The organism is Erythrobacter sp. CCH5-A1 (assembly GCF_001557115.1).
In the GTDB taxonomy this organism is placed as follows: Bacteria; Pseudomonadota; Alphaproteobacteria; order Sphingomonadales; family Sphingomonadaceae; genus Erythrobacter.
This window is the reverse complement of the sequence record NZ_LSKQ01000012.1, coordinates 1-12,457: the sequence shown is the minus strand read 5'-3', so window position 1 is coordinate 12,457 and position 12,457 is coordinate 1. Positions and strand designations below refer to the sequence as shown.

Below are 12,457 nucleotides of genomic sequence, written 5' to 3'. Positions count from 1 at the left end.
ATTACAAGGGCAACAAGGCTCGCACTGCCCGGCTTTTTGGCGACCGCCGTGTGACAGGCCCCGTCAGGGGAGAGCGCCGCCACGGGGATTGCCGCAGACGCGCGCGCGCCCTACATGCGGCGGCAACTTCCTCTCAGGGCGCAAATAACCTCTCATGCTCTCCCCCTTCGAATGGATGATTGCCAAGCGCTACCTCTGGCCCGGCCGGGGGGAGGCGTTCATCGCGCTGGTTGCGGCGATTTCGGTGGGCGTGGTCTCGCTCTCGGTCGCGCTGCTGGTGGTGGTGATGAGCGTCATGAACGGCTTTCGCGGTGAGCTGCTCGACAAGATCACCGGCCTCAACGGGCACGCTGTGGTGCAGGCCGTGGGCGGGCGGATCGACGACTGGCAGGGCGTGATGGCCACGCTCGAGAAGACGCCGGGCGTGGTCTCGGCCACCCCGATGATCGAAAAGCCGCTGCTGGTGAGCTTCAACGGCAATGTCGAGGGCATCCTGCTGCGCGGCCAGGCCGACAGGGAGCTGGCGGGCTACCGCGACAAGGTGCTGCTCGGCGATATCGCCAGCCTGTCGCAGCCGCCGGGGCCCGACGGCTTCCCGCGGGTCGCGGTCGGCAGCCGGCTGGCGCAGAACCTCGGCATGCGGGTGGGCGATGTCATCACCATCATCAACCCCGCGGGCCGCTCGACCCCCTTCGGCACCACCCCGCGGCAAGTCCCCTACGAGGTCGGCGCGATCTTCGAGATCGGCATTTCGACCTTCGACGAGAAGTTCATCATGCTCCCCCTCGCCGAGGCACAGAATCTGCTGCTGATGGGCGATTCGGTGGCGCAGATCGAGGTCCGGGTCGAAAACCCCGACAAGGTCGGCACGATCCTCGCGCCGGCCGCGCAGCAGCTTTCGGGGCAAACGGTGATCTCGGACTGGAAATCGATGAATTCGGCGCTGTTCGAGGCCTTGCAGGTCGAACGCGTGGCGATGTTCTTCGCGCTTTCCTTCATGGTCGTAGTCGCCTCGTTCAACATCCTTTCCAGCCTCGTGATGCTGGTGCGCGCCAAAACCCGCGACATCGCGATCATGCGCACCATGGGGGCGACGCGGCGGAGCCTGCTCAAGATTTTCGTCACCACCGGCACCACCATCGGCGTGATCGGCACGGGGACGGGGCTGCTGCTGGGCTCGGTCATCCTGTTCTTCCGCGAGCCGATCGTGGCAGGAATCGCCTTCGTCACCGGCCAGCAGATCTGGGACCCGGAGGTGCGCTTCCTTTCGACCCTGCCCTCGCGAACCGACCCGTGGGAGGTGCTCGGCATCGTGATGCTGGCGCTCGGCATGAGCTTCCTGGCGACGCTCTATCCGGCACTGAAGGCGGCCAATACCGATCCGGTGCAGGTGCTGCGTTATGAGTAACACTGCGCCCATCGTCGCCCTTCGCGGCCTCAAGCGCGCCTTCGAACAGGGGGGCGAGCGGATCGAGGTGCTGCGCGGGGTGGACCTTGCGATTCAGCCAGGCGAGATCGTCGCGCTGCTCGGCCCCTCGGGTTCGGGCAAGTCGACGATGCTGCAGGCGGTCGGCCTGCTCGAAGGCGGGTTCGAGGGCGGGATCACGATAGCCGGCACCGCCGCCGAGGCGCTCGCGGGTGACGCGCGCACCAAGCTGCGGCGCGAGCACTTGGGCTTCGTCTACCAGTTCCATCACCTCCTGCCCGATTTTGACGCGCGCGAGAATGTGGTGATGCCGCAGATGATCCTCGGCACCCCCCGCGCCGAGGCCGAGGCGCGGGCCGAGAGCCTGCTCACCAGCCTCGGCCTCGGCCACCGGCTGACCCACCGCCCGAGCCAGCTGTCGGGCGGCGAGCAGCAGCGCGTCGCGGTCGCCCGCGCGCTTGCCAACCGGCCGACGCTGGTGCTGGCGGACGAGCCGACAGGCAATCTCGACGAGCATACCTCGGACGCGGTGCTCGCCCAGTTCCTCGCGTTGGTGCGCGGCGAGGGCAGCGCGGCGCTGGTCGCCACCCACAACGAACGGCTCGCGGCAAAGATGGACCGGGTGGTGCGGCTGAAGGAAGGCGTGCTGGTCTAGGGGCAGCAACAAGGGGACACGTGCCATGACGACGATTGCCGATTTCACCGTCACCACCAACCGGGGGCAGGAACTCGACCTCAAGGACAAGCTCGGCACAGTGCTGCTGGTGGTCAACACCGCGAGCAAATGTGGCTTCACGCCCCAGTATGACGGGCTCGAAAAGCTCTACCAGCAATACAAGGATCGGGGTTTCGAGGTCCTCGGCTTCCCCTGCAACCAGTTCCTCGGCCAGGAGCCAGGGAATGCCGACGAGATCGCCGAGTTCTGCAAGGTCAATTTCGGCGTCACCTTCCCGCTGATGGCCAAGATCGACGTCAACGGCGCCAATGCCTCGCCGCTCTACGACTGGATGAAGCGCGAGGCGCCCGGCGTGATGGGGCTCAATGCGGTCAAGTGGAACTTCACCAAGTTCCTGATCGACCGCGAAGGCAAGGTGGTGCGCCGCTACGCCCCCAACGATACGCCTGCCAGCATCGCCAAGGACATCGAGGCGCTGCTCTGACTTTTTGCGCTGCCCTGTGCACAACATAAGCGGGCGGGGCGCTTTGAGAATCGGCGCGACTTCCTAGATTGGCAGCCCATGCCCTTCGCCCCCTTCGTCCCCTTGCGCGTGCTGTCGTCCTATTCGATGCTCGAAGGGGCGATCGACCCGAAGGACATTGCCAAGCTCGCGAAAGAGCGCGGCTTTCCGGCGACCGCGATATGTGATCGCAACGGCCTCTACGGCATCATGGCCTTCGCCGCCGCGTGCAAGGGCGAGGGGGTGCAGCCGATCATCGGCACGCTGCTGGGCGTGGCGCGCGACGAGACGCGGACGGTGGTCGATTACCTGCCGCTCTTCGCGCAGGACGATGCGGGTTACGACAACCTGTGCCACCTCGTCTCGGCAGCGCACTTGGAACGCCCGCTGGAGCGCGATCCGCATGTCACGCTCGCGGAGCTTGAAGGCCGCACCGGTGGGTTGATCGCGCTGACCGGCGCGGGCGAGGGCGGGGTGACGCGGCTACTCGCCGAGGGACAGCAGGATGCGGCCCTGCGGCTGATCGAGAAGCTGGAAGCGTTGTTCCCCGGGCGGCTCTATATCGAACTTGCCCGCGCCGGCGATCCGGTGTGCGAGCGCGCCGAGGAGGCGCTGGTCGATCTCGCCTATGCCCGCGACCTGCCACTGGTCGCGACCAACCCGGCCAATTTCGCCGAACCGCACATGCACAAGGCGCATGACGCCATGCTGTGCATCGCCAACTCGACCCAGATCGAGGCCGACGAGCGCCCGCGCTCCAACCCGCAGGCCTTCGTCAAGCATGCCAGCATGATGGAGGAGGCCTTCGCCGACCTCCCCGAGGCGACCGCCAACTCGCTGGTGATTGCCCAGCGCTGCGCCTTCGCGCCGCCCTATCGCAAGCCGATCCTGCCCAGCCTTGCGGGCGACCTTGCGGGCGAGGCGCGGATGCTGGCGGAGGACTCGCGCCGGGGCCTCGAAGCGCGGCTTGCCGCCTATCCCGATCTCACCGAGGAGGAGCGCAAGGTCTATGCCGACCGGCTCGAATTCGAGATCGACGTGATCGTGAAGATGGGCTTTCCCGGCTACTTCCTGATCGTTGCCGACTTCATCAAGTGGGCCAAGGAGCAGGGCATTCCAGTGGGGCCGGGTCGCGGTTCGGGTGCGGGCTCGGCGGTGGCCTGGGCGCTGACCATCACCGATCTCGATCCGATCAAGCTGGGCCTGCTGTTCGAACGCTTCCTCAACCCCGAACGCGTCTCGATGCCCGACTTCGATATCGACTTCTGCGAAACGCGGCGCGGCGAGGTGATCCGCTATGTCCAGCAGAAATACGGCAGCGATCACGTCGCGCAGATCATCACCTTCGGCAAGCTGAAGGCCCGCGCGGTTCTGCGCGATTGCGGGCGCATCCTGCAGATGAGCTACGGGCAGGTCGACCGGCTTTGCAAGATGGTGCCCAACCATCCGACCGACCCTTGGACCCTGCCGCGCTCGCTCAACGGCGCGGCGGATTTCAAGCGCGAATATGACAACGACAAGGAGGTGAAGCGCCTCGTCGATCTTGCGATGCAGCTCGAAGGCCTGCCGCGCAATTCCTCGACCCACGCTGCGGGCGTGGTGATCGGCGATAGGCCGCTGGCGAAACTGGTGCCGCTCTACCGCGATCCGCGCTCGGACATGCCGGTGACGCAGTTCGACATGAAATATGTCGAGAGCTCGGGGCTGGTGAAGTTCGACTTCCTCGGGCTGAAGACGTTGTCGGTGCTGCGCAAGGCCGTCGACCTGCTGGAAAAGCGCGGCATTGCCATCGACTTGGGTGCACTGCCCTTGGACGATGCGCAGGTCTATCACCTCATGCAGGCGGGCAACACAGTGGGGGTGTTCCAGCTGGAATCCGAAGGCATGCGCCGTACGCTGAAGGCGGTGAAGCCGACCAATTTCGGCGACATCATCGCGCTCGTCTCGCTCTACCGCCCCGGCCCGATGGACAACATCCCGCTGTTCGGCCAGCGCAAGGCAGGGCAGGTGCCGATCGAATATCCGCACCCCAAGCTCGAAGGCATCCTCGCCGAGACCTACGGGATCTTCGTCTATCAGGAACAGGTGATGCAGGCCGCGCAGGTGCTGGCGGGCTACACGCTGGGCGAGGCCGACATGCTGCGCCGCGCGATGGGCAAGAAGGTGCAGGCCGAGATGGACGCCCAGCGCGGTCGCTTCGTCGAGGGTTGCAAGACCAATTCCGATATCGAACCCAAGCGCGCCAACGAGCTGTTCGACCTGATCGACAAGTTTGCAGGCTACGGCTTCAACAAGTCGCACGCCGCCGCCTATGCGCTCCTCGCCTATCAGACCGCGTGGATGAAGGCGCATTACCCCGAGGAATTCTACGCCGCCTCGATGTGCTTCGACATGCACCAGTCGGAGAAGCTGAACGTCTTCGTCGACGATGCGCGGCGCTATCCTAACGGCGCGGGCGGGGTTGAAGTGCTGCCGCCCTGCATCAACGCCTCGGAGGCCGAGTTCACGGTCGAGCAGACCGATACGGGCTACGCGGTGCGCTATGCCCTCGCCGGGATCCGCAATGTCGGCGAGAAGGCGATGGAGGCGATCGTCGCCGAGCGGCAGGCGAATGGGCCCTTCGCGAGCCTCAAGGACCTGTTCGAGCGCCTGCCCCAGGGCACGATGAACCGCCGCCAATTGGAGGGCCTGATCTGCGCGGGCGCGTTTGACGGCTTGGAGCCCGACCGCGGGCTGCTCTTCGCCAATGCCGAGCACCTGATGGCGGTGGCGGATGCCGCGATCCGCGAGCGCTCCAGCGGGCAGGCGGGGCTGTTCGGCGGCGACGCGGGGCCTGCCGAGGAACTGCGCCTGCAACCATGCGCCCCATGGTCGCGCCCCGAGAAGATGGCGAAGGAGCGCGAGAATTTCGGCTTCTACTTCTCCGCGCACCCCGTCGCGCAATATCGCGAGGCGGCCTCGGCCAACGGGGCGCGCACCTATCAGAGCCTGATGGAAGCCGGCGCCCCGCCGGGCGGGCGCGGGACGGCGGTGATGGCGGTGCTGGTCGAAGGCATCACCAAGGCGCGCACCCGCAAGGGCGGCACCTTCGTGCGTGCGGACTTTTCGGACTCTTCCGGCCAGTTTTCCGCCGCCTGCTTCGAGGAGGCGCTGGTGCCCGATTTCGAGCGCTGGGCGGCGGCCGGCGAGTGCCTGCTGCTGACGGTGGAACTCGATTCGCCGAGCCCCGATGAGCCGCCCCGCCTTACCGTGCGCGGAGCGCGGCCGCTGGCGGCGGTGAGCGGGACCACCGCGATGGAACTCTCCGCCGATATCACCACGCCCGAGGCGCTGCTCGAACTCAAGATCGAGCTCGACCTTGCACGCGGCGACCGGCCGACCGGCGCGGGCGAGGTGGTGGTGAGCCTCGCGCTCGCCGATGGCGGGCAGGCGCGGATGTGCCTGGGGCGCAATTTCGTGCTGACAGGCGAACTGGCCGAGCGGCTTGCGAGCGTCGGGGGGATCGCCAAGGTCAACCTTGCGCCCTTGAAGAAGCGCGGCAACCTGCGGCTCGTCGCATAGAAGAAAGGGGCCGGATCGCTCCGGCCCCTTCCTCGAGTCAAACCCTTCGGGCGAGGTGAATTACATCCCCGAACCCGGGCCGTAGGTCACTTCCACGCGGCGGTTCTGCGGCTCGCGCACGCCGTCAGCCGTGGGCACGCGCGGCTGGCTTTCGCCGAAGGCCTGCGACATGATCTGGCCCGACGGCACCCCGCGCGCTGCGAGATAGCTCTGCACCGCGGCATTGCGGCGCTCGGCCAGACCCTGGTTGTACTGCGCGCTCCCGGCCTTGTCGGTGTGCCCGGCCAGCATCACCCGCGCCATGCCGCAATTGCTGTAGGCGGTTGCGGCAGAGTTGAGGATGTTCCCGGCTTCCGGGCTGATGTCCGAACGGTCGAAATCGAAGAACACGATGAACGGCCCGCTGTTGCACACGGGGCGCGGCGGGGGCGGCGGAGGCGGCGGAGCGGGGGCCGGGGCAGGCTCGTCCACCTCGCCGCCGAAATGCCGGATCAGGGCGGCCAGCCCGCCCGCAAAGCCTGCGGCAATCGTGCCGATCTTCCAGCCCGAGGAATGGCGATAGATTTCCGCCAGCATCACCGCCTTCTCGTTGGTGAGCGCGGCGGCGGCATCGAAGCTCGCCTTGCCGCCATCCAGCGTCACCATCAGCGGGCGGCTCTCGCCCACGGCGCGGCTGTCATGCGTGGCGGTGAAGACGATGCGGTCGATATTCGCGGGCAGGCGGTCGAGCTCGAGCGCGAAGCTTGCCGTGTTGCCGCTGGTCGTCATCCGCACCTCGCCGCCCGGGGTCGCGGGGTTGGAGAACAGCACCACGTAGCGATCATCGCCGATCTTCTGCCCCGGCTCGAGGCCGAAAGCGGCGATGTCGATCCCGGCGAGGCCGAATTCGACCTTCACCTCGCAATTGCCGGCGACCCCCAGGTCGGACAGCGAGCGCTTTTCCCCACGTTGCAGCTGCATGCGAATTTGCTCCCGGTGTTGAGAGGCCCGCCGCGCCCCTCGCGCGCCGGGCCGGGATGAGTTCAGATCACAGAATGGCGCGCGCGGGCGCGGTGAGATCGTGGACGGTGCGGCCCGAGGTGCGCTCGCCGATCGCCTTGAAGTCCCACTGGCCGCCGGCGCGCGACAGGCGGGCGAGGATCAGCCCGGTGTGCGGGCCGGAATCCGAAATGGCGAAGCGCGCCAGCTCGCGCCCGCTTTTCTTGTCGACCACCCGGGCGAAGGCATTGGCGACCTTGTCGAAGGTCTGCCCGCGGAAGGAATTGACGGTGAGCACGATGTGCTCGACCCGCGCGTCGAGCCGGTCGAGTTCGATCGCGATGCTCTCGTCATCGCCGTCACCCTCGCCGGTAAGGTTGTCGCCGCTGTGGCGGATCGTGCCGGCGGCATTGGCGAGCTTGCCGAACCACACCTGTTCGAGGACCGCATGGTCGGCATCGAAGGTGATGCACGAAGCGTCGAGGTCGATATCGCCGCTGCCGCCGAACAGGCCGCCGAAGACGCCCTTCTTGGCGACGTCCCAACCCACGCCGAGGCTGATCTGGGTGAGACCGTGCGGCGCCTCCTTGGCGAGGCTGACCGACTGGCTCTTCTGGAGCGATATTCCCACTGATCCCCCGTGACGCTGCGATCTGTCCCGTTACGGGACAGGGTATCCCCGAAGGCCCCGAGGGTGTCAACCCCGCGCCCGAAGGGATTGCCGGGGGCTTAGTGTTGTTATCGTTACGTTTTTATTAAGGCCGGGTGCAATGCGGTGAATTGATTGCGCAGCCCTCATCGCCCCGCCTGCTTACGGATCAACTCATAGACCGAGCGCGCGCGCGGGATGCGCAGAAATTGGGGCACGGGGTCGCTGCTGGGCTGCCAGATGGCGAAATTGCGCCCGTCGAACACGCTGGTTGCCGGACCGAAGCGGATCGTGCCCGATCCGTCGGAAAGCTCGGTCAGTTCGAGCGCCGGGAGATGCCGGATGTCGAGTGAGACCGTCTTCGATCCGCGCACAATTACGACCCGCTCGGTGGTAATGGTGTAACTGGTGGCGCGGCGCAGATAGATATCGAGCAAGAACCGACCGAACGTGCCGTAGGCCCCAAAAACGAGGAAGGGCAGGCCGAAGAGTTGGGAAAACAGGGGCGCGCCGCTGCTCCAGACCTCGAAAATCAAGAACGCGGCGAACCCACTCCATAACAGGCTGAACGGGATGAGGAAGGCATCGATCGGGCGCAGCAGCAGGCCCTGATGGGGTTGGCCTTTCCAGACAGTGGTCTCGCCCGTCATCGCGCCCCTCTATATCCCGAAGCTGCCCTTCAGCCCGTCAATCACATATTGCGCTGCGAGCGCGGCCAGCAATACGCCGAGCAGCCGGGTGATGACCGCCTCGACCTTGTCGCCGAGCAGCCGGATCAGCGGGCCCGCCGCGACCAGCGCGGCCGCGGTGATGATCAGCACCGCGGCGAGTGCGGCGAGGATCTGGCCCTGCTCGGGCAGGTTGCCGTCGGCCTCGTTCATCAGCAGCATCACCGCCGCGATGGCGCCCGGCCCGGCGAGCATCGGCATCGCCATCGGGAAGACCGAGACGTCCTCGATCTCGGGTGTCTGGGCGATCTTCTCGGCGCGTTCCTCGCGGCGCTGGGTGCGCTTTTCGAACACCATGTCGAAGGCGATGAAGAACAGCATCAGCCCGCCCGCGATGCGGAAGGAATTGAGCTCGATATGCAGCGCGCCCAGGAGCTCCTGCCCGAACAGCGCGAAGATCAGGAGGATGACGCTCGCAATCCCGGTCGCCCGCAGCGCCATGGAGCGCGCCTGCGCAGGGCTCGCGCCCTTGGTCAGCCCGGCATAGATCGGCGCGCACCCCGGCGGGTCGATCACCACGAACAGCGTGACGAAGGCGGAAAGGAAGGTCTCGGTCAGCACGGGCTGGCCCCTCCCATCAATCGCCGGTCGGCACAAGGCTTTGTTCGATGCCTGTCAGCCAGCGGCCCTGATAGAAGTATTCGGCGAGGATATAGCGCGTGCCGTCCGCGCGGTGCTCCCAGCGCCAGCGCAGGGTGGTGTCCCGCGAAAGGCGCGCTTCGGTCTTGCCGTCCTCGCCGAGCGAGATGGCGGGCGGCGGCGGGACCGGCGCATCGCCGCGCGGGCAGGTGGCGACGAGGCCCTGGACCGCGTCGATCTCGGTCACGACGATGTCGCCCGGCTGCTCCTCCACCTTGGGCTGCGGCGGGGGCTGCGGCACGTCGGCCCCGCCAACGTCGAAGACAAAGCGGTATTCGCCGTCCGGCTGGCGCTCCCACACGGTGACGAAATTGCCGACCGTGCCGTCAGGCTCGCGCAGGCGCCCCTGGCTGACCGCGACCGCCCCGTCGCAGCTCATCACCACGGTGCGGGCCTTCCATGTGACAGCCTGCGGCGGATTGCTCTGGGTCGCGAGCCACGGAGCAATCGGGAAGGGGCCATTCCTGCCGTGGAGCAGCGCGCCGGGCGCGGCATACTTGGCGAAGGCGGTCCACTGGCCCAGCTCCTGCGCATCGCGGGCAAAGGCGATCTCGGCGGCGACGATGGTGCTCGGCTGCGCGGCCCCGGGAGCGCGGGCCAGCGCGCGGTCGATCATCGCCACCTGACGCTTGCTCGGCTTGGGCGGCGCGCCGCTCCCGGCACAGGCGGCCAGCATCAGCGGTAGCGCGGCGGCGATCAGCAGGGAGGCGCGGGTCATAGTCCATCCGGCGCGGGCAGCCCCGCGTGCGCATGGGCCGCCACCAGCGTGTTCCTGAGCAAGACCGCAATCGTCATCGGCCCGACCCCGCCCGGCACCGGCGTGATCGCGCCCGCGACCGCCGCCGCCTCGGCGAAGGCGACATCGCCCACGAGGCGCCCTTTGGGCTTGTCCTCGGTGGGAGCCAGGCGATTGATACCGACGTCGATCACGGTCGCGCCAGGCTTGATCCAGTCCCCGCGCACCATCTCCGGACGGCCCACGGCGGCGACAACGATGTCCGCGCGGTGCACCACCTCGGCGAGGTTCCGCGTGCGGCTGTGCGCCAGCGTGACGGTCGCGTTCGCATCGGTCAGCAACTGCGCCATCGGCTTGCCGACGATGTTCGACCGGCCGATCACCACCGCCTCGAGCCCGCTCAAGTCTCCATGATGATCCTGAAGCAGCATCAGGCACCCCAGCGGCGTGCAGGGGACGAAGCCCCTCTGCCCCACCGCCAGCCGCCCGGCGTTGATGACATGGAAACCGTCGACGTCCTTGTCGGGGTCGATCGCGGCGATCACCGCCTGCTCGTCGAGACCCTGCGGCAAGGGCAGCTGGACGAGGATGCCGTCAACCTCGGGATCACGGTTGAGCCGCTCGACCAGCGTCAGCAATTCGGCGGCGCTGGCGGTAGCGGGCAGACGATGCTCGAAGCTGGCGATCCCCGCTTCCTCGCAGGCCTTGGCCTTGGCGCCGACATAGACCTGGCTCGCGGCATCATCGCCGACCAGCACCACGGCCAGCCCCGGCCGGCGCGCGGTCTGCTGGAGAAACGCCGCCGCGCCCGCGCCGATGCGGGCGCGCAGGCCCTCGGCGAAGGCCTTCCCGTCGATCCGCAGCGCCTCGCTCATCAATAGGCCGCGTATTGCAGGATCCGCGCGACAGCAGCCAGCAGCAGCATGAACACCATCGGCGAGAAGTCGATCGCGCCGGTATCGGGCATCACCCGCCGGATCGGGCGCAGCACCGGCTCGAACAGGCGCCCGAGCGCATCGTGCACCGCGAAGGCGAACTGGTTGCTGGGGCTAATCACGTTGAAGGCGAACAGCAGGCCGATGATGAACCAGATGATCAGCAGCATGTTGGCGGTGCTGATCACCATGCCGAGAATATCCACGAGAGCTTGCGTCATTGCTTGTCGTTTCCGTTGCGAGGGCGCTGCGCTGCATCTGGCGAGCAGCAGTGCCCGTTCAAGTCCCTTGCGAGGCGTATTAGCCTGTTAATACGCCTCGCGCCAGTCTGTGTTCCTGCCTCAGGCGTGAACCAGCGTGCCCGCACCGCGCGCGGTGAAGAGTTCGAGGAGCATCGCGTGCCCCACCCGCCCGTCGAGCACCACCGCCGCCTCGCAGCCCGATTGCACCGCTGCGACGCAGGTTTCGAGCTTGGGCACCATGCCGCCGCGGACCACGCCTTCCTCGCGCAGCTTCTCGATGGCGGCGGGCGTAAGGTCGGTGAGGAGCTCGCCGTCCGCGTCCAGCACGCCCGCCACGTCGGTCAGCAGGAACAGCCGCGCCGCGCCCAGCGCCGCCGCGATCGCGCCTGCCATGGTGTCGGCGTTGATGTTGTAGGTCGCGCCGTCCTCTCCGGGAGCGATCGGGGCGATCACCGGGATCATGCCGGCCGCGACCAGCGTGTCGATCACCGTGGTGTCGATCGCCGCCGGCTCGCCGACGAAGCCCAGGTCGACCGCCTGTTCGATGTTGCTGTCGGGATCGCGGGTGGTGCGGGTGACCTTCTTCGCGGTCACCAGCCCGCCGTCCTTGCCCGAGATGCCGATAGCCTTGCCCCCGGCGCCCGCGATCCAGCCGACCAGCTCCTTGTTGATCGCGCCAGACAGGACCATCTCGGCGACCTGCGCGGTAGCCTTGTCGGTCACGCGCAGGCCATCGACGAAGGTGCTCTCCACGCCGAGCCGCTTCAGCATCTGCCCGATCTGCGGGCCGCCGCCGTGGACCACCACCGGGTTGATGCCGACCGCCTTCAGCAGCACGATGTCCTCGGCAAAGTCGCGCGCGGCCTCGGGGTCGCCCATCGCGTGGCCGCCGTACTTCACCACGAAGGTCCGCCCGGCATAGCGCTGGAAGTAGGGCAGCGCCTCGATCAGCACCTCGGCCTTGGCGAGGTCGGGCGTGTCGGCCGCCGCGCGGGGCGGCGTGGGGTTGAGCTTGTCGGTCACCGGCGGTCCTTCGCGTCGCGCGCGCTCCCGCGCGTCCTCGGCGGCGCCCTAGCCGCTTGCGCGGGCGCGGCCAAGCCGGTTGGTGCACCTCACTAACATGATTAGGTTTTTCCGAAAGTTGATGTTAATCATAACGCGGTCGCAGATTTGACACATCACCATCAGCCGCCCTCCCGCCAGCCGGGGAGGACGGGATCGAGGAGACGCGGCCATGAGCGACGACAGCAGTAGCAGCCCCCCGCCCCCCGCCGCAGACCCCTCGGGCGGAGGCCGCCGCGCGGGCGACCGCCGCAAGGCGCAGCTCCCCTTCGAGGGCCCCGACCGCCGCCAGGCCGAACGCCGCTCAGGCACCGACCGCCGCA

Annotated in this window: 12 protein-coding genes; 4 read left to right on the top strand and 8 right to left on the bottom strand. The window is 67.5% G+C overall.

Annotated elements, in window-relative coordinates; translation table 11 throughout:
- Nucleotides 1–154: 154 nt before the first annotated feature.
- The 4 genes from AX708_RS00590 to dnaE all read left to right on the top strand — a co-directional run bounded on the left by AX708_RS00590 (nt 155) and on the right by dnaE (nt 6,165).
- Entirely contained in the window at nt 155–1,408 is a 1,254-nt protein-coding gene (locus tag AX708_RS00590; protein ID WP_066530997.1) for a lipoprotein-releasing ABC transporter permease subunit, read from the top strand.
- Nucleotides 1,401–2,081: an ABC transporter ATP-binding protein gene (locus tag AX708_RS00585; protein ID WP_066530999.1), complete on the top strand. Its 681-nt coding sequence runs from the start codon at nt 1,401–1,403 to the stop codon at nt 2,079–2,081. Before AX708_RS00590 ends, AX708_RS00585 begins: the two co-directional genes overlap by 8 nt.
- A 25-nt stretch (nt 2,082–2,106) precedes the next feature.
- A complete protein-coding gene (locus AX708_RS00580) occupies nt 2,107–2,586 on the top strand; it encodes a glutathione peroxidase (protein WP_066531005.1) in 480 nt (159 codons plus the stop codon).
- 78 nt (nt 2,587–2,664) lie between these two features.
- Nucleotides 2,665–6,165 carry a DNA polymerase III subunit alpha gene (dnaE, locus tag AX708_RS00575; protein WP_066531007.1) on the top strand — a complete coding sequence of 1,167 codons (3,501 nt, stop codon included), beginning with the start codon at nt 2,665–2,667 and terminating at the stop codon, nt 6,163–6,165.
- A gap of 60 nt (nt 6,166–6,225) precedes the next feature.
- Here the strand turns inward: dnaE and AX708_RS19615 are convergent, their stop codons facing one another.
- From AX708_RS19615 to argB, 8 genes are all read right to left on the bottom strand, one after another.
- A complete protein-coding gene (locus AX708_RS19615) occupies nt 6,226–7,125 on the bottom strand; it encodes a TerD family protein (RefSeq protein WP_082747185.1) in 900 nt (299 codons plus the stop codon).
- Between the two features lie 67 nt (nt 7,126–7,192).
- On the bottom strand, nt 7,193–7,774 hold the full coding sequence (locus AX708_RS00565; RefSeq protein ID WP_066530395.1) for a TerD family protein: 582 nt from the start codon (nt 7,772–7,774) through the stop codon (nt 7,193–7,195).
- Between the two features lie 164 nt (nt 7,775–7,938).
- The gene (locus tag AX708_RS00560; RefSeq protein ID WP_066530393.1) at nt 7,939–8,442 is read right to left on the bottom strand and encodes a hypothetical protein; all 504 of its coding nucleotides are present in this window, start codon (nt 8,440–8,442) and stop codon (nt 7,939–7,941) included.
- Between the two features lie 9 nt (nt 8,443–8,451).
- Entirely contained in the window at nt 8,452–9,078 is a 627-nt protein-coding gene (locus AX708_RS00555) for a MarC family protein (RefSeq protein WP_066530406.1), read from the bottom strand.
- Between the two features lie 19 nt (nt 9,079–9,097).
- Complete coding sequence (locus AX708_RS00550) at nt 9,098–9,877, bottom strand: hypothetical protein (protein WP_066530391.1); 780 nt, start codon at nt 9,875–9,877, stop codon at nt 9,098–9,100.
- Nucleotides 9,874–10,770: a bifunctional methylenetetrahydrofolate dehydrogenase/methenyltetrahydrofolate cyclohydrolase FolD gene (gene folD / locus AX708_RS00545; RefSeq protein ID WP_066530389.1), complete on the bottom strand. Its 897-nt coding sequence runs from the start codon at nt 10,768–10,770 to the stop codon at nt 9,874–9,876. The genes AX708_RS00550 and folD overlap by 4 nt, the downstream gene beginning before the upstream one ends.
- Nucleotides 10,770–11,051 (bottom strand): YggT family protein, encoded by a 282-nt coding sequence (locus AX708_RS00540; RefSeq protein WP_066530388.1) that lies wholly within the window; start codon nt 11,049–11,051, stop codon nt 10,770–10,772. Before AX708_RS00540 ends, folD begins: the two co-directional genes overlap by 1 nt.
- 120 nt (nt 11,052–11,171) lie before the next feature.
- Nucleotides 11,172–12,095, bottom strand: coding sequence for an acetylglutamate kinase (gene argB / locus AX708_RS00535; protein ID WP_066530386.1), 924 nt, complete (start codon nt 12,093–12,095; stop codon nt 11,172–11,174).
- Nucleotides 12,096–12,457: the final 362 nt, after the last annotated feature.